The 21,771-nt window shown below is 55.2% G+C and carries 19 protein-coding genes and 1 pseudogene; 13 read left to right on the plus strand and 7 right to left on the minus strand.

All coding sequences use genetic code 11. From position 1 onward, the window contains the following. Positions 1–127: 127 nt before the first annotated feature. The 8 genes and pseudogenes from ACUHMQ_RS16875 to ACUHMQ_RS16910 all read left to right on the plus strand — a co-directional run. Positions 128–235: pseudogene (locus ACUHMQ_RS16875) on the plus strand (IS5/IS1182 family transposase); the annotation flags it as partial. A 388-nt stretch (positions 236–623) separates the two neighbouring features. Further along, positions 624–1,196 carry a class I SAM-dependent methyltransferase gene (locus ACUHMQ_RS16880; protein WP_445296628.1) on the plus strand — a complete coding sequence of 191 codons (573 nt, stop codon included), beginning with the start codon at positions 624–626 and terminating at the stop codon, positions 1,194–1,196. 62 nt (positions 1,197–1,258) lie between these two features. Further along, the gene (locus ACUHMQ_RS16885) at positions 1,259–2,110 is read left to right on the plus strand and encodes a hypothetical protein (protein ID WP_445296629.1); all 852 of its coding nucleotides are present in this window, start codon (positions 1,259–1,261) and stop codon (positions 2,108–2,110) included. Positions 2,111–2,381: 271 nt separating this feature from the next. Further along, positions 2,382–3,524, plus strand: a complete 1,143-nt coding sequence (locus ACUHMQ_RS16890) for an imelysin family protein (RefSeq protein ID WP_445296630.1) — start codon at positions 2,382–2,384, stop codon at positions 3,522–3,524. 238 nt (positions 3,525–3,762) lie between these two features. After that, positions 3,763–5,157: a di-heme oxidoreductase family protein gene (locus tag ACUHMQ_RS16895; RefSeq protein ID WP_445296631.1), complete on the plus strand. Its 1,395-nt coding sequence runs from the start codon at positions 3,763–3,765 to the stop codon at positions 5,155–5,157. A 345-nt stretch (positions 5,158–5,502) separates the two neighbouring features. Beyond that, entirely contained in the window at positions 5,503–6,648 is a 1,146-nt protein-coding gene (locus ACUHMQ_RS16900) for an imelysin family protein (RefSeq protein WP_445296632.1), read from the plus strand. A 78-nt stretch (positions 6,649–6,726) separates the two neighbouring features. Continuing rightward, complete coding sequence (locus tag ACUHMQ_RS16905) at positions 6,727–7,788, plus strand: DUF1513 domain-containing protein (protein WP_445296633.1); 1,062 nt, start codon at positions 6,727–6,729, stop codon at positions 7,786–7,788. Between the two features lie 22 nt (positions 7,789–7,810). Next, on the plus strand, positions 7,811–8,743 hold the full coding sequence (locus ACUHMQ_RS16910; protein ID WP_445296634.1) for a LysR family transcriptional regulator: 933 nt from the start codon (positions 7,811–7,813) through the stop codon (positions 8,741–8,743). Here the strand turns inward: ACUHMQ_RS16910 and ACUHMQ_RS16915 are convergent. Continuing rightward, complete coding sequence (locus ACUHMQ_RS16915) at positions 8,722–9,927, minus strand: cyanate transporter (RefSeq protein ID WP_445296635.1); 1,206 nt, start codon at positions 9,925–9,927, stop codon at positions 8,722–8,724. The genes ACUHMQ_RS16910 and ACUHMQ_RS16915 overlap by 22 nt on opposite strands. Positions 9,928–10,160: 233 nt before the next feature. Continuing rightward, positions 10,161–10,946: an AraC family transcriptional regulator gene (locus tag ACUHMQ_RS16920; protein ID WP_445296636.1), complete on the minus strand. Its 786-nt coding sequence runs from the start codon at positions 10,944–10,946 to the stop codon at positions 10,161–10,163. 103 nt (positions 10,947–11,049) lie between these two features. Here ACUHMQ_RS16920 and ACUHMQ_RS16925 point away from each other — a divergent pair, with 103 nt between their 5' ends. After that, positions 11,050–11,934, plus strand: a complete 885-nt coding sequence (locus ACUHMQ_RS16925) for a DMT family transporter (protein WP_445296646.1) — start codon at positions 11,050–11,052, stop codon at positions 11,932–11,934. Here the strand turns inward: ACUHMQ_RS16925 and ACUHMQ_RS16930 are convergent. Beyond that, positions 11,876–12,247: a DUF418 domain-containing protein gene (locus ACUHMQ_RS16930; protein ID WP_445296637.1), complete on the minus strand. Its 372-nt coding sequence runs from the start codon at positions 12,245–12,247 to the stop codon at positions 11,876–11,878. The genes ACUHMQ_RS16925 and ACUHMQ_RS16930 overlap by 59 nt on opposite strands. A 131-nt stretch (positions 12,248–12,378) precedes the next feature. Between ACUHMQ_RS16930 and ACUHMQ_RS16935 the strand changes: the two genes are divergently transcribed. The 3 genes from ACUHMQ_RS16935 (at position 12,379) to ACUHMQ_RS16945 (ending at position 13,726) form a co-directional block, all read left to right on the plus strand. Then, positions 12,379–12,564 carry a hypothetical protein gene (locus tag ACUHMQ_RS16935; protein ID WP_445296638.1) on the plus strand — a complete coding sequence of 62 codons (186 nt, stop codon included), beginning with the start codon at positions 12,379–12,381 and terminating at the stop codon, positions 12,562–12,564. Positions 12,565–12,662: 98 nt separating this feature from the next. Next, positions 12,663–12,989 carry a YnfA family protein gene (locus tag ACUHMQ_RS16940; protein WP_445296639.1) on the plus strand — a complete coding sequence of 109 codons (327 nt, stop codon included), beginning with the start codon at positions 12,663–12,665 and terminating at the stop codon, positions 12,987–12,989. 5 nt (positions 12,990–12,994) lie between these two features. After that, positions 12,995–13,726, plus strand: a complete 732-nt coding sequence (locus ACUHMQ_RS16945) for a pseudouridine synthase (protein ID WP_445296640.1) — start codon at positions 12,995–12,997, stop codon at positions 13,724–13,726. Between the two features lie 471 nt (positions 13,727–14,197). On the opposite strand, the gene ACUHMQ_RS16950 is transcribed toward ACUHMQ_RS16945, so the two are convergent. From ACUHMQ_RS16950 to ACUHMQ_RS16965, 4 genes are all read right to left on the minus strand, one after another. Further along, the gene (locus ACUHMQ_RS16950) at positions 14,198–16,120 is read right to left on the minus strand and encodes a putative bifunctional diguanylate cyclase/phosphodiesterase (RefSeq protein WP_445296641.1); all 1,923 of its coding nucleotides are present in this window, start codon (positions 16,118–16,120) and stop codon (positions 14,198–14,200) included. A 232-nt stretch (positions 16,121–16,352) separates the two neighbouring features. Continuing rightward, the gene (locus ACUHMQ_RS16955) at positions 16,353–18,293 is read right to left on the minus strand and encodes a transglutaminase TgpA family protein (RefSeq protein ID WP_445296642.1); all 1,941 of its coding nucleotides are present in this window, start codon (positions 18,291–18,293) and stop codon (positions 16,353–16,355) included. After that, positions 18,290–19,270, minus strand: coding sequence for a DUF58 domain-containing protein (locus ACUHMQ_RS16960; RefSeq protein WP_445296643.1), 981 nt, complete (start codon positions 19,268–19,270; stop codon positions 18,290–18,292). Before ACUHMQ_RS16960 ends, ACUHMQ_RS16955 begins: the two co-directional genes overlap by 4 nt. Positions 19,271–19,349: 79 nt before the next feature. Next, positions 19,350–20,291, minus strand: a complete 942-nt coding sequence (locus ACUHMQ_RS16965) for an AAA family ATPase (protein WP_445296644.1) — start codon at positions 20,289–20,291, stop codon at positions 19,350–19,352. Positions 20,292–20,562: 271 nt separating this feature from the next. Here ACUHMQ_RS16965 and ACUHMQ_RS16970 point away from each other — a divergent pair, with 271 nt between their 5' ends. Further along, positions 20,563–21,522: a histone deacetylase family protein gene (locus ACUHMQ_RS16970; protein ID WP_445296645.1), complete on the plus strand. Its 960-nt coding sequence runs from the start codon at positions 20,563–20,565 to the stop codon at positions 21,520–21,522. The last annotated feature ends 249 nt before the right edge of the window (positions 21,523–21,771 follow it).

Consider the following 21,771-nt stretch of genomic DNA (forward strand, 5'->3'; position numbering starts at 1 on the left):
TGCCGAACTGAGCTAGGAGCTCGGCGGGAATTGCCGGCAATTCCACCGGCTTGGCTTTCGGTTTGCGAGGCATACATTCTCCTTGGGAGCATGATATGCCTTGAACACGAAATTACTGACAGACCCGTGGTTGGAGAAGTGCCGTCGATTGTGGAAGAACTGTGAACGCAAGCTCGACACCAGCTTGCAATTCATTCAGTTTGCCTTTCTGACTCTTCTTCTGCGGAGACTTTGAACAGGTTCTTAGAACCTGTTCAAAGTCTGCCCCGCGTCAGCAATACGGCGTTGCAAACACCCTCGGCATGCTCATTGACCACTTGTAAACTCCACTTCCTCGGCCGACTTCGCTTTGTCTTGCTGTAACTCTCGAGACTTTGAATGAATTCCAGTTCCTATACAGACGCATCCTCCGTTACCACCACAAACAACGCTGACGTAGATCTACCACTGTCATAACACGGTATGCCGTAACCCAATAGATTTTATGGCAAGCTGAATTTGTGACCTTATGCAGGTCAAATCAATGACCGCAGATAGCCATACAGCCTGTTTATCCACACTCCCTAATTCATTAGCATTACTTGCAACGTATTGGGGTCGTTCCCAATCCAGCGAGTGAATAAATGTCCAATTACGACGAGCATTACACAGCAGAGCCCGCACTGTTCGGTGAGCCCTATCCAGAATTTGAAGCCTTGGTCGATTCGCTCGGTGTCTCTGGTACTGCGCTTGATCTTGGTTGCGGACAAGGTCGGGACGCCTTGATGTTGGCTCGGTACGGTCTGTCTGTTACCTCAGTGGATGCCTCAGCCGTTGGTATCAAGCAGTTGATGGAACGGGCGACATTGCTTGGTGTTTCGACCAAGGGCGTAGTGGATGATTTTTATACTTTCCCGTTGGACAGAAACTACGACCTGGTCGTCCTGGATTCCATCCTGCATTTTGCAGAAGACAAGGAAAAGGAACTTGAGCTGCTTACCCGCATCAGCTCCCATGTGAATAGCAACGGGTTTGTTTTCATCTTCATTCATAAGTCGAAGCAAAAAGAACGCGCATTGCACACTGCCTTCTCAACCACCTTCACCGGCTGGCATCTCGTGAAAGATGGCTATATCGATTATGTTTACGAAGAAAAGGCTTCCGGGTTCCGTTCAGAATTTCAGTTCTATATGTTTATAATCCAGCGCCGCAGCTAGTGACGCGAGCCCTGCCGACACACAGCAGATTTTGAACAGGTTCTGCAAGACACCGCCCACCAATGCCACTTGCCATAGCCGATACCCGTCACCTGCACTTATTGCTAGCCGACGCGGCTTCTGGCACACCACGGCAATTGTGGCATCTCGAAATCGCAGCACAGTTCCCTCCTGGTCCACCGAGTACGCTTGGCAAGGTATTAGGATGGTTGGTAGCAGCGTGCGGTACCAATTACTCCATACTTCTCTTGCATTGGTTACAGCTAGCTGGATTGGCGCCTTATCGCCAAGACTATCGCTCCCCGTATGCACACCATGCCAAGCAAGCCGCTCAGTTGACGCTGTATCTGCTCACTACCTTACAAGGCTTGAATACCCTGAATGCCAGCCGCGAGTTGTGCCTGATCCTGCTGGGGCTTATGGGTGGTGTATGGGCAGTTTGGCGAGAAAGCAGCGTAGCCAATCAGCATGCCACTGCGCTACGAAACGCCCACACAGCCACTGCCGCGGAGCTGACACCCAGCGAATCTGCCCTAGGCTTGGCTGGTCTTCTGGTCGCTGCAGGACGTGACTACATTGACGCACAACAGGAAGCGCATACCTTGGCAACAGCACCCAATACGGTCACATCCAAACAATTGGCCGAGCTTGGTATGCAGGCACCTGTAACTGCCTTTGCGCACCAGCAAGGCTTGCTCTGTGGGTTGTGCTATTTGGCTGGCGTGCTGGCCGTGGGGTGGTCATGCTGGTTAACGGCAGCGCACTGGCAACTGCTTGTCGCCCTGTTTGGCATGCTGCTCGTACATTTTGTGGCAGACGGGCATCAACGCCACTGGTGGCGAGCTACCTTACGGCCAATTGCAATAAGCCTGGCTTGCTTTGCTGCGGGGTGGGGGCTGTCCCGGCTGTACTGACTCTATGTACCTTAGAACCTGCCTAAAGTCTGCTGTGCGTCAGCGATACGACGTTGAAAACAGCCTCAGAATGCTCATTTACCAATCGTAAACTCCGCTTCCTCGGCTGTTTCCGCCTTGTCTCACTCTAGCTCGCGAGACTTTAGACAGGTTCTTAAAAACAAGCGTAAGTGCATGAAAACCCAGCTATCAATTCCTACTTAACAATTTGATAATTATTCGCATTCTGTTTAGCATTCCATCCAATTCTAAGCATGCCACGGAACATTCCATGACCGCCTTTCGCCTGACTTTAATCGCTGCACTTCTGACCGGCAGCTTGGTTTCCCAAGCCGATACCACGCCGCAAGCCGTGGCCGAACATTACGCCACAGTGGTCCACGCTAGTTATAGCGATGCACTGGGCGCCGCCCGCACTATGCAAACAGCGATTGATGCCTTCATTGCCAACCCAAGCGACGAAACCCTCTCCAAAGCACGTGAAAGCTGGCTGGCTGCACGCGAATGGTATGGTCAGACCGAAGTCTTCCGTTTTTACAGCGGCCCCATCGACAATGAAGAAGGTCCCGAAGGCCGCATCAACGCATGGCCCATGGATGAAGCCTATGTCGACTATGTCAAAGGTAAGACCCGTGCCGGCATCGTCAACAATCCTAAAGCCAAATTGAACCGCGAGGTATTGGTAAGCCTGAACGAAAAAGGCGGGGAAGAGAACGTTAGTACCGGCTGGCATGCAATTGAATTCCTGCTGTGGGGCCAAGACTTAAGCAAAACCGGCCCAGGTGCCCGCCCAGCTGCCGACTTTATTGATGGCAAAGGTCAGAATGCTGACCGCCGCCGTACTTACCTCAAGATCGTTACTGATCTGCTTGTCGATGATCTGAACAATCTCTCGCAAGCCTGGGCTCCCAATGCCAAGAACTACCGCGCAGACTTTGTGGCTGACAAGGATGCCATGCAGAAGATACTGACCGGTATCGGCGTACTGTCGCGAGGTGAGTTGGCGGGCGAACGTATGGAAGTGGCGCTTGCCTCCAAGTCGCAGGAGGATGAACACAGCTGCTTCTCGGACAATACCCACCGTGATATCGTCAGCAACGCCAAAGGTATTCAGAATGTGTGGGAAGGCAGCTATACCCGGGCTGACGGCAGCGTATTGAAGGGTGCGTCCCTGCGTGAGCTCATTGCCGGCAAAGATGCCAAGCTGGCGGAAAAGACCAGCGCCGATATCGCCAATTCAGTCAAATTGGCAGAGGAAATACAATCGCCGTTTGATCAGGAAATCGTCGGTAAAGACAGCGCACCGGGCCGTAAACGTGTCCGAGCAGTTATCGACTCGCTGAAAAAGCAGGCTACTGATCTGGTCAATACCGCCAAGGTGCTGGGTATCAAGAACTTGAATACCAAAGTTTAATTGCCCGCTTCCGATCTTACTGCGCAGCAGTGATCAGGGCTTAGTGCTGCTCTGCGCCTTGCTGACGGCTGCTCGTTACAGATCGTGAACAGGTCCTAAGAATTTGCTCAAAGTCCCGCTGCAAGATTGTAAACACGCTACAAAAACAATAAGCCGGATTTAACTGAGATGTGTGTCGCCCCGGGGCATGGCTACAACAGCCATGCCCTGTTTTGTTTTTTTGGTTTTGAATAAACGTATGAAAATATTGCTTCCCTTATTAGTTGTAACCGCCGCAACAGCAGCCGGTGTTGCCTTGGTTCCCGCTTACGACGCCTCCGAAAAACTACCCGGAGGGCAAACCACAATCATGGACCATGGCCGGAACGCCTTTTCGCTGCCCCTGGCCAACCTGACCGATCAACAACGTACCGACTTTGTAGTCGGCAACTCCTTCTTCAAAAAGAACTGGGTAGAAGCCCCAGCCTCCACCACAGCCCGTGACGGGCTTGGCCCCCACTTCATCGCACGTTCCTGTGGTGCATGCCACACGCAGGACGGCCGTGGCGCACCACCCAGCTTTGAAAACGGCCTGCAAGCCGAGCAACCCATGGCATTGCTGTTCCGGCTTTCTGTCCCAGGCAAGGATGCGCATGGCGGACCAAAACCTGAGTCTGTTTACGGCGGCCAGTTCAATAACGATGCCGTCAGCAACGTCAAGCCTGAAGGCCAGGTCAATATCAGTTACGAGGAAGTCGCCGGCCAATTCGGGGACGGCGAGCCCTACACCTTGCTCAAGCCCACTTACAAGCTTGTCGACCTGGGTTATGACCCCATGCATCCCGACACCATGGTGTCGCCACGTATTGCGCCACAAATGATCGGCCTCGGGCTATTGGAAGCCATCAAGCCCTCGGACATTCTGGCCAATGCGAAAGCACAGGCTGTGGCCGGAGGCGCTATCAAAGGCCGCCCCAACTATGTTTGGGACGCCTATGCCCAGAAGAAGCTGATTGGCCGATTTGGCTGGAAAGCCAACACCGGCTCCGTGGCGCACCAGAGCGCAGGCGCCTTCCTTGGCGATATTGGTATCACGTCCAAACGTAACCCAAACGAAGAATGCACTTCAGCACAAGCGGATTGCCTGAAAGCACCCAGTGGCGGTAAACCTGAGATCAGCGAAGACCTGCTTAACAAGGTGATTTTCTATAGCCGCACGCTTGCCGTACCCGCCGCCCGTGATCAAAGCACCGCAGCAGCCCAACGGGGCCGTACTGTGTTCTACGAAGCGCAATGTGCAACCTGCCATGTACCCAAGTACGTAACCGGCAACTTCAAAGGCTTGCCCCAGCTGGGTGGCCAGACGATCTACCCCTACACCGATCTGTTACTGCATGACATGGGAGACGGTCTTGCCGATGGGCGACCGGACTTTGAAGCAGGCGGACGTGATTGGAAAACGCCAGCATTGTGGGGGCTTGGGCTCGTCAAAGCCGTCAACAAACATACCCGTTATCTGCACGACGGCCGTGCACGCAATCTGATGGAAGCGGTGCTGTGGCATGGTGGTGAAGCGGAAGGTGCCAAGCAGTATGTATTGAACCTGTCCAAACAGGACAGAGAGAACCTGATCGCCTTTCTACAGACGCTTTAAACCTGTTCGGAGTCGGCTGCACGTCAGCAATACGGCGTTGAAAACACCCTCGGAATGCGCATTTAGCACCTGTACACTCCGCTTCCTCGGGTGTTTTCGCCCTGTTTTCCGCCAGTTCGCGAGACTTTGAACGGGTTCTTGGTTATCCGGCTGGCTAGGCGTTTCAAGCTACGATACAGACATGAGCAAGGGCAAATAGCATTCACAGAACAGGCATATCAGTATCGACCAAAGCAACCAATTGTCATATCGTCGGTCTTTACAGCAATTTATCTCAGCGCTAACTGTTTGGCAGCCCTGTATTCGCGAACCTGCCGGGTTCGTCAGCAGTAAGGAACTTCGTACATGAAACATCTCACCCTCGTCCTGACCACCAGCCTGTTGGCCACCGCCTGTGCCACTCGTTCACCGGGCAATGTACCGGCATCTCCAACACAGGCCGAGCAAGCAAGCCAACCCGCCGCAGCGACCCCACAGACGCCAGTTACCACAACCGCGCCCTCCGTGCCGAACCTCGATGCTGCCGCCACTGTTGTTAACTGGCAGGCGCAGCAGTTGCCGCGTATCCAAGCCCTGGCTGACAGTAGCGCCAAGCTGCGTGACAGTGTGGCAAGCCTTTGTCAGCGATTGAGCGCAGACCAACTCGACCAAGCGCGCAGCGCCTGGAAAAGCAGCTATGCAGCTTGGCGTGCCGTGGAAGCACTGCCGATGGGCCCGACGCTGACCCGCCGGACCGCGTGGCAGATTGATGTCTGGCCAAGCCGGTCATTCAAGGTGGAAGAAGCCGTCCGCCTTGTGGAAAAAGACGCACCGATTGCCGATAGCGTCGGTGCAGCGGCTCAGGGCTTACCTGCTTTGGAATTTCTGCTTTGGGGTGATGACCGAGCCAAAGCCCAGCTGGGACGGCTGCATTTCCGCCAGCGCTGCCAGTACAGCGCCGCCCTGGCCCGCGACGTGGCAACAGAAAGTGCGGGGCTGTTGGCAGACTGGCAAAGCTTCAGCCGCCAGCAATACGATACGGAAACCGGGCGCCAGGCTTTTGAAGAGGCCGTGAATCTGATTGCCGGCACCATGCAGAATCTCCGCGACAAGAAAGTAGCGCGCTTGGGTGGCAGCAAAGCCGTGAAGCAGGTGGCAAGACAGGAGTTCGATGCCTGGCGCAGTCGCCAGACCAAAGCAGGGCTTGCCGCTACTGTGGGCGCTTTAGAAAGCCTATTCCTAGCACCGGGCGAAAATAACAGTCCCAGTTTCGTCGACAGGTTGGCCGCCGCCGGCAAACCACTGCTCGCCCAACACCTGAGGGATGAGATACGCACTGCGCGCGAAGCGCTGGCCAAGATGCCTGATGATGTTGCCCAAGCTGCCAGCCGCAACCCCGCTGTGGCAAAACCCTTTGTCGACTCAATCAAGCGCCTGCAGGGCTTGGTGGAATTACAAGTGGCAGATGCAGTCGGCATTACTATCGGCTTTAAGGATAGTGACGGCGACTAGCTTTAGTTTCCGGGTCAAAGAAGCTGGCTATGCAGTTTGCCAAGCAGCCCGGCCCGGTTAAATTCTCAGCGATACCCCATGCCTCTCAGCCGCCGCCATTTCCTGTCTGCCAGCCTGACCATTGCCGCATGGCCGTTACATGCAGCCAGACCGAGCAAGCAAGCCCCGATTATCCTCTCGGCCAGCTGGGATAACGAGGAAGACTGGTGTGCCGGCACCTTGATGCGTCCCTCGGCCACGTTGCCTGCACGGGGCCATGTGCTGATCCCTAACCCAAACCGTAATGGCGAAGCCATCGTGGTGGCGCGCCGACCCGGTTATTACCTCGCGCGTATCGATTGGCGGCGCGGCCGATTACTGCAGCACTTCGAACTGGAAGACGAGCGTAATCTAGTTGGTCATGCCGTGTTCAGCCACGATGGCAAGCAGTTGATCACTGCCGAAACAGATGAACGCAACGGGGTAGGCCGCCTTGTAGTGCGTGATGCACGCAGCTTCAAACGCCTTGAAGACCGCCCCAGCCATGGTGTAGGTCCGCATGAAATTCTCTGGCTCGATCGCCATACACTTGCGGTTGCCAATGGCGGCATCCTTACCCTGCCGGAAACCGGCCGCTACAAACGCAATATCGACCGGATGGACCCCTCGCTGGTACTGATCGACAGCCGGGATGGCGGCTTGCTGAAGGAATACCGCCTGCCTGATAACAAACTGTCCATACGCCATCTTGCTGTCACCACAGATGGTACGCTCGGTGCAGCATTGCAGAATGAGGGCAGTAATTCGTCGCCCATGCTGGCCATTTTGCGTGATGGCCAATTTGGTTATGCAGATACGCCACCCGAGTTGTGCCAAACCATGCAAGGCTATGCTGCCAGCCTTGCTGCCCTGGGCAACCGCTTTCTTATGCCTTGCCCGACCGGCAACCTGCTGACCGAATGGAACAGTGCAGGTCAGCCAACAGCCCAGCTTCCCTTACCACGTGTCTTCGGCGCTGCTTCACTGGACGGTAATTGGCTGGCCAGTGGCGAGGGCGGTGAAATCTGGCAGCTGCAACCCGGTAGCTTGAAATTACAAATGGAGAAGCGTTATCCGCATCATTGGGATAACCATTTGACAGTAATTGCCGGCGCACAATAGTGGGGGCCGCAGGTGTAAAGCCATGCTCAATAAAAATCTGCTGCGCAAACTCGACATACAAGACATTGCCATCTTTCTCAGCCTTATCGATACCAGCAATGCCAGGCAAACTGCCGAACGCCTGAGCATCAGCCAACCCACCGTCAGCTATTGCCTTAAGCGGTTAAGAACCGGTTTTGACGACCCCTTGTTCAAGATCAGCCAAAACCGCTTTATTGCCACTACCAAGGCGCAACGCATTGCCCCATACCTGCAGAACATTCTCGACGCGGTGAATTTCTGCGCAGAACTCGATAACCCGGCCCCAGTCCAGCCGGCACAGCAACCCATCCAGCTTTACTCGCTGGAGTATTTCGAATTACTGCTTTTACCCGATCTGTTGGAACGCGTGCTCGACAGCCGCATCGCGCCGGGCATCAACCTGCAGCGCTTTCTGGCAGAACTGCCCATTGAACAGTTGTTGGCTGGGGATGTGGATATGGCTTTTGGTTGCGGGCCGGGCTATCACCGCCTCCGCCCTGACCTGCAATGGGAATCGTTGTTTGAAGACGACTTTGTCTGCCTTTCCCCCGGCAAACAACCACGTAAGCTGACCCTGACTGATTATTGCCAAGCCGAGCATCTCTACCCTACTCCCTGGTTATCGCAGAACACCATTATTGACGGTTGGCTGGCCAGTCTGGGGCAGTCAAGACACATCGTGGCACGGACCTCATCCTACCAAGGGTGCATAAACAGCCTCAAACACCCTAATCAGATACTCGCATTGCCACGCAGGCTGCTACCTGCACTTGCCATTCCACCCGGTATTGCCATCCACCAGGCGCCACCGGGCTGCCCCAGTTTCACCATTGATATGATCTGGCCCAAATATCCGCTACGCCCTGTTACTGCACGTTGGCTGAAGCAGCAGATGAGGGAGATTGCCCAGGCTCAGTCCACCAGCCCAGGGTAGGTCTTGGGATTAAAGCGCAGATTGATCACCAGCATCACGACAAATACCACGGTCAGCGTAAGCCACGCAGGTCCAAAGCTCGCGAATACTTCCTTCAGATGTCCTGCAATCAAGGGGGAAACACTGGCCAGCAGGTAACCGATACCCTGTACGAAAGCGAGCAGCCCACCCGCCCTACGCGGGTTATCGTGGTGGTCCAGCGTCACGATCATACTCAACGGGAACAGCCCACCAATACCTAGCCCGACGATCAGTGCCCACAACCAGGCAAAGTTAAGCGGCGCAAGCCAAAGTCCGATAAAACCCACAATAGACAGCAGCAGCACACCGGCAAGAACGGGACGGCGATCCTTTGAATGCTTGGCTAGGCTGGGCATCAGTAAGCCAGCCACCACTTCCGCCGCAGTCATGAAACTCAGCAGCAAGCCGGATGCCGTGGGCGTCCAGCCCAGCGAAAGGTAAAACGGCGGCAACCAGGCAAGCAGACAGGTGTAACCCGCCGTACCCAGGCCGAAGAAAAGCGCCAGCATCCAGGCACGTGGTAATCGGTAAAAGGGCGTGGCCTTGTCTTCAACGTCCTGTTTAACCGGCGGTAGAACCAACACATCGCTCGAACGTTGCCACCCCCAAATCGCCAACGCCGATGGTAATGCCCACAACGCCAAGGCTATGCGCCAATCACCAAGATGGTCCGCAAGCCACGGTACCGTCGCTGCGGATATCGCCGCCCCTCCCATTAGTGCACTGACGTACAGCCCCATACTGAAGGTAAGGTGATCGGGCATGGCTGATTTGATCAATACCGGCATCAGCGACTGGATCAACGCAATGCCTACCCCGGCCGCCAACGCAGTCAAAATCAGATCGGTCAGACCGGAACTGAATGCACGCATCGCTGTGGCAATGCCGATGAGCCCAAGCGCCAGCACCATCACCCTGCTCTCGCCAAAACGCAATGCCAGTCGGATACCAACAAACGAAGCCAGACCAATCGCCAATATCGGCAGCATCGTCAGCAGTGATGCTTGAGTAAAGCTAATGCCGATATCTGCCTGAATACGGTTGAGCAAAGGACCAATCCCTGCCATGGAGGGACGCAGATTCAGCGCAACCAGAATGATTGTGCTGTAGGTCATCACCGCACTGGCCGGCAGCGCCAAGCTTTGAGTCATACTTTTTGACATGTTCACCTTCCACCGGAACGTTGCATCAGGCATCAAGACTACCTAACAAAGCCAGCGCACCAATCAGAAAGGCAAATGGGATGATTTAAGAATCAAATACCCGCCTCATTCACCCATCTCTGGCCATGCAACTAACCCGCATACTAATGGTTCCATCATGGCTGCACTGGGACGGTGTATGGACGGTTGCAATTTCGGAGTGCTCAAGGAAGTAGACAGACTCTCAGGGAGATTCATTCCCCACACATCTGTCGCCGATATCGCTCGGGTGAGAAGCCAACCTGTTTACGGAACATCGCGATGAACGCAGAAGGCGTACCGTAGCTTAACCTGCCGGCAATTTCCTGCACCGGCCAACCTTCCTTCAACCATGCCAACGCTTGCAGGAAGCGGGCGCGATTACGCCACTGTAAAAAGCTCATCCCAAGCTCTGCCTGAAAACGCCGGGCCAAGGTACGTTCGGTGGTGTGTACATGTTGCGCCCATTGCGCCAGCGTACGGGTATCCGCAGGGTCCAGACGTATCGTCTGCAGGATGGGGGACAACTGCTTGTCTTTGCTGTCCGGCAGGTAACTCGCTTGCCGACCAGCACGGACCAGGTGCTCAATCAGCAGTTCTGCCTGGCGTACATCCCACTCATCACTCATGACCCCTACCCGACGCCGGCAGAAATCTTCCAACAGGGCACGCACCAGCGGGCTTTGGGCAATCAGGCAGGGCTCGGCTGGCAGACGCAAAGCCTGTTCGTCGCTGACATATACCGACGTGTGTTCCAACGCCTGCCGTACATAGGCGGCATGGGGCATATGGGCAGGAATCCAGACCATATAGTCGGCCGGCGCCATTAGTCGCTGACCAGCCAATTCCAATTCCAGCAGCCCAAGGTTGATATGGTTCAACTGCCCCCAAGGATGGCAGTGGTACTCACATTCAGTACGGGCTTCCATATGGTTGTACCGGAAGTAAAGCGGCGCAGGCGGTGCTAAGTCGAGATCTGTAGCGAGGTAAGGCAGAGACATATTGTCGGGTTCAACTGATCGAATTGTCTGGTTTGCATTATAAGCAATAAACCAGACACGGTTAAACTAGTCACATCAATGTAGTAAGGAGTTTTCCGTGCCCATGCTGTTTCCCCTCATCGCCGTTCTGATCTGGGCTGGGAATACTGTCGTTGCCAAAGCGGCAGTGCAGGTTCTGGACCCCGCCGCCATCTCGTTCTACCGCTGGTTTATTGCCCTGCTGGTTCTCACCCCTTTCTGCTTGCGTGCAGTCTGGCAGCAACGCCAGGCAATTCGCCCTTATCTGGGCAAGTTCGCCGTATTGGCACTGTTGGGCATGGTGCTTTTCCAGTGCCTGGCTTACTACGCAGCACACCATACAACTGCCACCAATATGGGGGTGATTTCTGCATTGATTCCGCTGTTGGGCTTGCTAATCAGCGGCTTGGTATTTCGCCAGCCTATCGGCCCCGCAGCCATGTATGGCGTCGCTTTTTCATTAGCGGGCGTGCTCTACCTGTTAGGGCAGGGAAACCCGCTTAGTCTGTTGGCGAGCGGTATCAATCATGGGGATGCGATGATACTGATCGGTTCGGCTTCATATGCGCTCTACGGCATTCTGCTCAAACGTTGGGCACCCCCATTCGGGCCATGGCTCAACCTGTATGTGCAGGTAGTACTAGGCGTAGTGATGCTCATCCCAGTGGCGCTGACAGCCCACAGCATGGCCATACCCAGCCAAGGCATTGGCATGGTGCTGTTTGCAGGGATTGGCGCGTCGGTACTCGCCGCTTATTTGTGGATGCGCGGCATTGCCCAACTGGGTAGCGAGCGTACGGCGATATTCATGAATCTGCTGCCGTTATTCACCGCCTTGATTGCCAGCGTCAGCTTGGGCGAAACCATTCAAGCCTATCACTGGATAGGGGGCGGGTTGATCCTGCTAGGGGTCAGCTTGACTCAGGGCACTGCTGGTCGGTTTTGGAACCGTCGTCCGCAAACTGTCTAGTTGAATCAGGTAACAGCCTGCGCCATTCCGGCCAGGCTGCCAATGTAATGGCACGCAACAGCCACTCCACTGTCCCGTAGCGATGCGGACGCAGCCAGCGTTCGCTAAGCCAATCTGGATGGCAAAAATAAGTAATGCCATCAGCAAAACAGCAGGCGGCGCCAGTTGACCATGCAGTCGCAATCTCATAAGCGGTGAAGATCAGGCAGCAAACCACAGATTGGAACAAGTAGTTCGAAAGCGCCATTTTTCGTGCAGGCGCCAAGCGCGCCAGCAAATCCAAGATCGCTGATGCTGCGCACAGAGTGCCCATTTACGGCAGCTGGTACGCTGCTTACCCCCTGTAAGCCGGCGCTTATAAACAATCTATGCATTCGGCATGAAATTTGCAGGTAACAGGTCATCAACCTACAGCGCTTATCTCGCTCAGCAGAGGACCAAATCATGCCAACCTCTAAACTCGAAGCCATGTGGCACCTTGTGCTTACCCAGCGCAGCCAGCTTCTACAAACCCTGGAAGACAGTACAGCTAGTCCTTCCCAGACCAACGCCACCAAATCGGCTGGCAAAATGCAAACCGCCGGAAACAAGGCGCCGATCTTGGGTCGCTCAAGGCAGGTATTCGCCTAAACCTGTAGCTTGCTCCCCCAAATCGGTTTGCACACGTACTGTCGAATCAGCCATTATCCCTGCAGCACATAAGCGTCATCCAAGTTACAGTGGCTGCCATGCCACTGAAAACTTTCCTGCTGTATATCCTTACCGCTCTGGCGGAAATCCTTGGCTGTTACCTGCCGCTACTTTGGCTGACCGGACGCGGTAATGCCTGGTTGCTGTTACCGGCAACTGCCAGCTTGATACTGTTTGTCTGGCTGCTCAGCTTGCACCCTGCCGCAAGTGGGCGCGTCTATGCCGCATATGGCGGTGTTTATGTTGCCGTGGCCCTGGCTTGGTTATGGCTGGTTGATGGTATCCGTCCTTCACTTTGGGACTATGCAGGCGTTGCCCTGGTACTCTGTGGCGCTGCCGTCATCGTGATAGCGCCACGCCACTGAAATTCATGCAATACACCCATCCCATCCTCTATCGTGATGCCCAGCTCATCGCCATCCATAAGCCCTCCGGCTTACTGGTACATCGTTCTGAAATCGACCGCCGGGAAACGCGCTTTGCTTTGCAGGAAGTACGGGACCAGATAGGCCAACGTGTACATGCCATTCACCGCCTCGATAAAGGCACGTCAGGTGTACTGCTGTTTGGTCTGGATGCCGACAGTGCACGGGCAGTCTCACGCCAGTTTGAAGCCGGTACGGTACAAAAGCGCTATCTGGCTATTGTGCGTGGCTGGCCAACTGATGAAGGCGAAATCGACCACCCGCTGAGCCGCCAATACGATGATTATGAACGCCAGCCCGACACGATTGCACCACCGCAAGCCGCGCTGACTCGTTATCGCACGTTGGCACGCGTCACGCTTCCCTACTCGGTCGATCGCTATCCCAGCAGCCGTTATGCACTGGTAGCGCTCGATCCGATAACCGGCCGCAAGCATCAGCTGCGTCGGCATTTGAAGCACATCGCCCACCCCATTATCGGCGACGCAACATATGGCAAAGGGCAACACAACCGTCTATTCACACAGCTATACGGCAGCCAGCGCTTGTTGTTAGCGTGTACTGAGTTGTCTTTTACTCACCCCTACAGCGGTATGCCAGTGAAAGTGGTTGCGCCGTTAAGCGATGACTTCATAGCCGTGATACATGCACTGGGCTGGGCGCTGCCCAATTTTTAATCAAATCGAAATTATCGCCTGCGTTCAAGCACTTGCCTTTACTGTCCACAGGCCGCTCACAGGCTTGTCCCGCCTGGGTGTGAATTCACATACCAAGTCAGTCAGAGCAAGTACTGAAATGACCGGGACATTGTGGATTAATGGCTTTGTAAGCCCATTTTCGTGGATAAATCGGCCTATGCCTAATTTTTAGGCAGGTATGAATTACCACCTAGGTTCAATAACTTGTCTTTATTGTCCACAGGCCACACACAGCCTTGTCCCGGCTTGATGTGGATTCGCACACAGACCCTGCCTCAAACAACAACTGTGCAAGTGTTAACATGCGTTGGCGGACAATTTTGCTGTGCAAAACGTAGATTGATTAAATTTTAGGCAATTAGAAATTACCTACTGTGCTCAAGCACTTGGATATGCTGTCCACAGCCCGCACACAGCCTTGTCCCGCATGAATGTGGACTGAGCACCTGCTCACAATTCACTTGGCCGCTCTGCCCGATATCGCCGCACAAAAGCCAGGAACTCATCCGCCGGTAAAGGACGTGACCAATAGAAACCCTGGCCACGGTCACATCCCAGGTCGCGCAGCCGTTCCAACGTAGCGGCATCTTCTATGCCCTCCGCCACAGTTGTCAGCTTCAGACTGTGTGCCATCTGGATAATCGCCCGTACGATAGCCTCATCATGCTTCTCCTCGGTCAGCCGCTTTACAAAGCTCTGGTCTATTTTCAGCCGTTCCACTTCAAAGCGCTTGAGGTAACCCAGGTTGGAATAACCGGTGCCAAAGTCGTCGATAGAAAAGCTCAGCCCCCGGGTACGCAGCCGCGCCAGCAACTCGGTCAGCTGGGTTGAGTCATCAATCAACAGCGACTCCGTCATTTCCAAATCGAGATGACTGGGGGGCAAACCGGAACCATCCAAGGCATTGCAGACCACCGTCTCCACATCACCACGGCGGAATTGCACTGGCGAAAGGTTGACCGACAATATCAGCTCTCCCAGCCCCTCCCGCTCCCAGATCACACCTTGCCGGCAAGCCTCCTGCAATACCCAAGCGCCAATCTCGATGATCAGACCAGACTGTTCAGCCACCGGAATAAACTTACCTGGTGGCACCAGACCTTGCTCTGGGTGCTGCCAACGTATCAGCGCCTCTGCACCCACGATGTCGCCACTGGCAATATCAAACTGCGGCTGATAGTAGAGGACGAATTCATCCTTGAGCAGGGCCTGCCGCATGCCGGAGACCAGATGCAGGTGTTCCCCCACGCTGGAATTCATGTCGCAATCGAAAAAGCGGAATACATTCCGACCCGACTCTTTAGCCTGATACATGGCGATATCGGCCTTCTGGCGCAGGGTTTCGAAATCCGGGCCGTCATCCGGGTACAGTGCTATCCCAGTCGAGCAAGTAACCGTCACTTCCAGGCCGTCCACCTGATAGGGTTCTGTCAATAGACCCGTAAGCTTGACCGCTACATCCGCCACCGAATTGCTATCGGGCATATTGCCAAGGATGACCAGGAACTCATCGCCCCCTTGGCGGCACACAATGTCGCTGCTGCGTACCCACTTGCTCAAGCGCTGGGCCGCCTGGCACAACAATTCATCGCCAGCCTCATGTCCAAGCGAGTCGTTTATCGTCTTGAAGTTATCGAGATCAAGAAACAACATTGCCGCCACCCGGCCCTGCCGGCGTGCAAGCGCAATCGTCTGGTCACAACGCTCCTTAGCGAGTATTCGATTCGCCAGCCCGGTCAAACTGTCATGATGGGCAAGATAAGCGATGCGGCTTTCCGATAACCGAACCTGCTCATTTTCTATTTCGAGCTTGACCAATGCTCTGCGCAGATCATTGGACAATAACCAGACGCAAAAGCCTACCGCCACCAGAATGGCGCTGATATCGATAAAACTCGTCAACACAATGGGTTTGACTATGCTCTGGTGCCACCCCTCTACATTTGCCAGCACCAATACGCCTATCGCCAGCAACATCAGACCCAGCAACGACGCATACAGCCGTCGGCCACCCATCATCGATGCGATGACGAGAATGCCGGGAAGCGCCAAAATGGCTGGATCACGCGGCCCCTGATTGACCCAGGCAAAGGTAAGCATCATGACCGTAAAGGTCACCAGCATCAGCGACGACGCAAGCTGCACGCCCCCCCGCTTGGTAAACAGGAGCGCCATCAGCAAGAAAAATGCACCAGAAAAAAGGATAAGAACCGTGCGCCAGTTATGTTGCAGCCCATGCAATGTCGCGCTGACCGCCATACCAACCAGCGCGACATACAAAATCTGCGCCAGTCTGCGTTCCTGAAAACGCGACGTCGCATCTTTGGGCTGCTCGGCTTTGACTGGCTCAAGCGACATAAAGGGGTGGTACATAATGGGCTATGGCACAGCTATAAATATCAGCTATTTACCCGCGTTCCGCACCCTGCATTGATACTTCAATCACCGCCATGCCGAGTACCACTTGTTAGCCCTTATTCAAAATCTCGCGAGCTAGAGCGAGACAAGGCGCAAATACCCGAGGAAGCAGGGTTTACGAGTGGTAAATGAGCAGTCCGAGAGTGCTTCTAACACCGTATCGCCGATGCGCCGCAGACTTTGCATACTATGCAAAGTCTCGTACCTTACGTACCAACTCAACCAACGCCGGCTGGCTCCCATAGCGCACCGCCAGGTAATCCTTCAGCACCCCGTCGATCGCGTTCGCCCGTTCCGGCAAAGCAAGCTTCGCTCTGTGGGCAAAATCGCCCGGTGCTTCAGCAAATCCAATATGCAGACCAAGCCCTGCCAGCTTGCGGCAGAATCTATCCCAAGCCTGCCGCGCCGGATCAGGACGCCGTGGCCGGGCATGCCAGAGCAACCAAGCTGCACTCAACATCACCAAACCCAATATCGCGCCGACAAACCAAACCAGGAAACTGGAAGACAACAGGTCATGTATGCCGAGCTTCTTCAGCAGCTCCCGTTGTCTCTCCGGTGAATAGCCGATCACCCACTGGTTCCAGCCGTTCACCGCACTGTCGAGCAAAAGGCGCATACGTTTGACCAGATTGTTGTCCAAGCGCATGAGGTAAGGCAGCTCTTCCGCCCCCACTGCCGACGCAAGTCCTTCTTGAATCCGGGATGGCGCGACAGCAAAGGTAGGGTCTACTCTCACCCAACCTTTTCCTTCCAACCAGACTTCCGCCCACGCATGGGCATCAGCCTGGCGAATAATCAGGTAATCGCCATTCTCTTCCCCCCCCTGATACCCCCCAACAACGCGGGCTGGGACCTGCGCCGCGCGCATCATAAAGACGAAAGAACCGGCGAAATGCTCGCAAAATCCGCCCTTGCCAACAAAAACAAAGTCATCGATCGCGTTGCTGCCGTACAAGGGAGGGGTTAACGTGTATTCCAGCCCCTGGGTACCAAAGAAACGCAGCGCCTCGTTTACACGTTCGGCGGGTGGCAGACTACGCCACTTTTCTGCCACCACGCGAGCACGCGGATTAACTGTTGGCGGCAATTGCAAAGCACGCGTCAACTGAACAGGGGATTCCTTTCTGCCCACGTTGTATTGCAGTGCCGATTGCATTTCCAAGCGCAGGCGCTTATCGACAATACGCCGGTAGACCACTTGGTATTGCTCGCTCATACGTGTGTCTTTAGGCAGTACAGTCGGCATATCCAATGCCAGCAACCAGGGGCGTTGGTGCGGTTCCAACGTCATGACATAGTTGACTGACCTGCCGGCCGATATTTCAACCGTTGTCTCATTCCGCACCCCAGGTGATGCCTGGGTCCAGGTACGGCCGTCATACTCGTCATATACCGGGCCGCGCCAATACAAAGTATCCTGGCTCGGGCGTTCGCCAGAAAAACTCACCCGGAATGCCACCGCATCGTCCTTGGACATATTCGAAAAACTGCCAGGCGACATAGTGTCGGATAAGCCCGAAGTAGCCGCACTCCTGTCCTGCGGCAGACGCCACAGCGGCCCTTCAATACGCGGGAAGAACACGAACAACAGAACCATCAACGGTAGCGCCTGTACCATCAGACTGCCTGCGAAAATCACTTGCCCCTGCACCCGTTGCCAGCGGCCGCTCCATCCCCCCAGAGAATGCCAACTCACCAACAAGGTGCTGATCGCTAAAACCATCACCGTCAGATACAAGCCGATGGCGACACTCTGATCGAACAGAAAATTGGTGACCACCAGGAAGTAACCCAGATAGACCAACAACAACGCATCACGCCGGGTTCGCGTTTCCAGCAGCTTTGCACCAACCAGGGCAGCAAGCAGGGTCACACCGGCTGTTCTGCCAATCAGCGTGCGATATTCCAGATAGATGCCGATCACGATTGAAAACACGACTGGCAGTAGCAACCAATTCGGCGGCATACGCCATTGCTTGTGCTGCAACCAACCGCGCCAAACAAACAGCAGCCCCAGCACGGCTTGCAACCAATAAGGCAGGCGGCCCATATGGGGCAACAGCAGGCCTAATAGGACACCCAGTAGCGCAAAGACCTGATAATGGTCGAGACGATCGGTCTTCATTCCTGCTCCTTCGTCCCGTAAAGCGCCAGTGCTGCAAGGCAGGCATCGCGCTGTGGCTCGCCACGTGCAGGCGGCAGGTGCCGATTGGGCAGGTTCAAACCAAAGTTCAATCCGTTCGCGTAGGCCACCAGTACCCAGGCAGTCAGCCGGGCTAGCCGTTCCTCTGTATCGAGACCGGAAGGCAGGGTGTCCCAATCCAACCAAAGGTCACGGGCAGCCTCACCATGGAATTCCTTCACCATCAGGCCATCATCACGCGCCGCTGCTTTCCAGGCAACATGACGGGGAGAGTCGCCCCGCTGAAAGGGACGCAGACCTGCGAAGTCGTCATGTCCCCGCGGAGTGCTCACTCCCTCCCCTGCTCCTTCCGCTGCTTGCGGCAAAGAGGGGGCATCTTTTTCCGGCCGGGGATACACCAAGGTACGCTGTTCGAAATAGGCATACGACCAAGACCTGAAAACGCCCATAGGCCAATGCGTTTCGATCACCAGACGTGGGGCCCGCAACCATCCCCGCTTTGGCGCCGGCAAGCTGATCCATGCCCGGGTACTATCGGCCGCCGGTACATCGACAGCTGTTTCGGCGTCGTCATACCGGAGCACGATGTTCTGCCGCAGCAGAGAACCCGAATTCTCCAGCACGATCTCGAATCGGGCAGACTCCCCGACAAAACACGGCTCGACCCGGCCGGGAACAATCTGCAAACCCAGCAGATTACGAAAAGTGTGGAAGATGGATACCAACGCCATGGCCAACAACAAAAAGACCAACAGATAGGCCAACGACAAGTCGTAATTGATCGCCCCTCCCAACATCGTCAGCATCATGACGATAAATGCCAAACCGCTGCGGCTGAGGAATATGTAAACCCGATTTTGCGTCAACCGTTGTGCACGGCCGGTAGGATGACGACGTTGCAACCACGCCTGCCAACGGCTGGTAAACGGAGCGGTGAGGACTTTGGGGAGTGCGGGCATGATCTAGGCTAGGTTCAGGTCAAGGCATAGCCATACCCGAAGCTGCGGGTACATTCGATAGTGCTGGCACACTTGAGCATCAAGGAATCGCCACCTCGCCCAACAACCTCACCACCAATTCGGGTTGTGGCCGGTTACTGGTACGGGCAAGCAGGCGGTGGGTGGCAACAGGGCCGAAGACCGCCTGGACATCCTCAGGAATCACCATTTCACGGCCAGCCAGCAGTGCCCAAGCACGAGCAGCAGCCAACAAACCCAGTGCTGCACGGGGTGACAGGCCATTGTGAAATTCGGTAGAGTCACGCGTAGCCCGCGCCAATGCCTGTACGTAGTCCACAAGAGCCGGTGCAACATGTACACGGCGCACCGCGGCCTGAAATTCCGACAGCTCTGCATGGGTGATCACCGGCTTGGCATCCTTAAGCATATCGCGCCGGTCTTCACCCAGCAGCATGGCCCGCTCGGCTGAAGCATCCGGGTAACCCAGGGTGATACGCATCAGGAAACGGTCAAGTTGCGACTCGGGCAACGGGAAGGTACCGATCTGGCTTGCCGGGTTCTGTGTAGCGATAACAAAAAACGGGTCAGGCAGATGGCGGGTTTCGCCATCCAGAGTGACTTGGCGCTCCTCCATCGCCTCGAGCAACGCAGACTGGGTCTTGGGTGTAGCGCGGTTGATCTCATCGGCCAGCACTACCTGGCTGAAAATCGGTCCCGCATGAAAGCGGAACACGTGGTTGTCGCGGTCATAAATTGAAACACCGATCAAATCTGCCGGTAGCATGTCACTGGTGAACTGAACCCGCTGAAAGGCCAGACCGAGGGTTGCCGCCAATGCATGGGCCAACGTGGTCTTACCCACCCCGGGTACGTCTTCGATCAGCAAATGGCCACGCGCCAGCAAGCAAGCCAGTGCCAGACGCGTCTCGCGCATCTTGCCGAGGATGAAACCATCGAGTTGCGCCAGTACAGCATGCAAAGGAGCCAGGGAAGGGATATTGGGAGTAGTAGGTGCGTTCATGATGACGGTATATTCCCATGTAATCAGGTTCTAAGGGCCTTTTCCTGAACTGTCGCGCCTAAGTTTCAACTAAGTGGTGTTCTATTGGTTTATACCACCCTCGGCTTTAAACTGTGGGCAAGCGGCGCTCTTGGAGCCGCTAACAAAACCCTTCAGGCGTTGTTACGCAAGCTTGCCGTACCCACGTACTGTCTACGCTTGCGCGCCTAGCCAGAATCCTTCGCAGGGTTTTATTAGCGACTCTTATAACAATGCGCCCTGGAGACCTATCTTGCTTAGCTGGCTGGCCCGAAAAATCCTCGACTCATCTCCCCCTACTGCTTATATCACCCACCCAGACTGTGAACTGCACGACATGGGTAGGCATCATCCGGAATCGCCTGCACGGCTCTCTGCTATTCAGGATAGGCTGATGGCGGCGGGACTATGGGATCATCTCCTGCATATAGAAGCACCGCTCGTCGAACGCCAGCAGTTAGCACTCGTGCATACGCCTAGTTACGTTGAATCGCTGGACCATCTCTCGCCCAGCCAAGGCATCGCCCACCTCGACCCTGACACCGCCATGTGCCCCCATACCCTACGCGCTGCCTGGCGTGCTGCCGGTGCGGTGGTCAGGGCCACCAACATGGTCATCGATGGCGAAGCTACCAACGCGTTTTGCGCCATACGCCCACCCGGCCACCATGCAGAATCGAAACGGGCTATGGGCTTCTGCTTTTTCCACAATGTAGCTGTCGGTGTCGCCCATGCCCTAAGTCGGGGTGTAGAACGCATTGCCGTCGCAGACTTCGATGTACACCACGGCAATGGCACCGAAGATATCTTCCACGACAACCCAAAGGTGATGATGGTCTCGATCTTTCAGCACCCGTTCTACCCCTATAGTGGCGACCTGCCGATGGGACCGAACATGGTGAATGTACCGCTGAAAAAAGGCAGCGGCAGCGATGAATTCCGAACAGCCGTAGAGCAATGTTGGCTGCCCGCGCTCAATGAATTCAAACCACAGATGATTTTTATCTCTGCCGGTTTCGATGCCCACCGAGAAGACGACATGGCCTATCTGAACCTGGTGGAAGACGATTACACCTGGGTGACAGAGCGCCTGATGGATGTAGCCGCTGAACATGGCGAAGGTCGGGTAGTGTCAGCGCTGGAAGGCGGGTATGACCTGTCAGCGCTTGGGAGAAGCGTAGCGGCGCATGTGAAGGTATTGGCGGGGCTTTAGACCCTGCTTACGATCTTGCTGCGCAGCTGTGATCTATACCAAAGCCGCCTTGTGCCGTGACACTGACATAGGCTAGTTGTTAATTGACTCGACCATTGTCTGAACCCACCAGCATGGGGATACGGTAATCCCCCCGGAAAATAGGGGTGTGCAGAAGTAGAATTTTCTCGGATAGAGGGAGTTCTACAAAATGAAGAAATCGAGATTTTCGGACAGCCAAATCATCACCGTGCTTAAGGAGGCAGAGGC

The sequence above is a fragment of the Chitinimonas violaceus genome (genome assembly GCF_052601015.1).

Bases quoted from the DNA above. Each gene is read 5' to 3' on its own strand.
- ACUHMQ_RS16880 (WP_445296628.1), top strand. From the start codon at position 624: ATGTCCAATTACGACGAGCATTACACAGCAGAGCCCGCACTGTTCGGT.
- ACUHMQ_RS16885 (WP_445296629.1), top strand. From the start codon at position 1,259: ATGCCACTTGCCATAGCCGATACCCGTCACCTGCACTTATTGCTAGCC.
- ACUHMQ_RS16890 (WP_445296630.1), top strand. From the start codon at position 2,382: ATGACCGCCTTTCGCCTGACTTTAATCGCTGCACTTCTGACCGGCAGC.
- ACUHMQ_RS16895 (WP_445296631.1), top strand. From the start codon at position 3,763: ATGAAAATATTGCTTCCCTTATTAGTTGTAACCGCCGCAACAGCAGCC.
- ACUHMQ_RS16900 (WP_445296632.1), top strand. From the start codon at position 5,503: ATGAAACATCTCACCCTCGTCCTGACCACCAGCCTGTTGGCCACCGCC.
- ACUHMQ_RS16905 (WP_445296633.1), top strand. From the start codon at position 6,727: ATGCCTCTCAGCCGCCGCCATTTCCTGTCTGCCAGCCTGACCATTGCC.
- ACUHMQ_RS16910 (WP_445296634.1), top strand. From the start codon at position 7,811: ATGCTCAATAAAAATCTGCTGCGCAAACTCGACATACAAGACATTGCC.
- ACUHMQ_RS16915 (WP_445296635.1), bottom strand. From the start codon at position 9,927: ATGTCAAAAAGTATGACTCAAAGCTTGGCGCTGCCGGCCAGTGCGGTG.
- ACUHMQ_RS16920 (WP_445296636.1), bottom strand. From the start codon at position 10,946: ATGTCTCTGCCTTACCTCGCTACAGATCTCGACTTAGCACCGCCTGCG.
- ACUHMQ_RS16925 (WP_445296646.1), top strand. From the start codon at position 11,050: ATGCTGTTTCCCCTCATCGCCGTTCTGATCTGGGCTGGGAATACTGTC.
- ACUHMQ_RS16930 (WP_445296637.1), bottom strand. From the start codon at position 12,247: ATGGGCACTCTGTGCGCAGCATCAGCGATCTTGGATTTGCTGGCGCGC.
- ACUHMQ_RS16935 (WP_445296638.1), top strand. From the start codon at position 12,379: ATGCCAACCTCTAAACTCGAAGCCATGTGGCACCTTGTGCTTACCCAG.
- ACUHMQ_RS16940 (WP_445296639.1), top strand. From the start codon at position 12,663: ATGCCACTGAAAACTTTCCTGCTGTATATCCTTACCGCTCTGGCGGAA.
- ACUHMQ_RS16945 (WP_445296640.1), top strand. From the start codon at position 12,995: ATGCAATACACCCATCCCATCCTCTATCGTGATGCCCAGCTCATCGCC.
- ACUHMQ_RS16950 (WP_445296641.1), bottom strand. From the start codon at position 16,120: ATGTACCACCCCTTTATGTCGCTTGAGCCAGTCAAAGCCGAGCAGCCC.
- ACUHMQ_RS16955 (WP_445296642.1), bottom strand. From the start codon at position 18,293: ATGAAGACCGATCGTCTCGACCATTATCAGGTCTTTGCGCTACTGGGT.
- ACUHMQ_RS16960 (WP_445296643.1), bottom strand. From the start codon at position 19,270: ATGCCCGCACTCCCCAAAGTCCTCACCGCTCCGTTTACCAGCCGTTGG.
- ACUHMQ_RS16965 (WP_445296644.1), bottom strand. From the start codon at position 20,291: ATGAACGCACCTACTACTCCCAATATCCCTTCCCTGGCTCCTTTGCAT.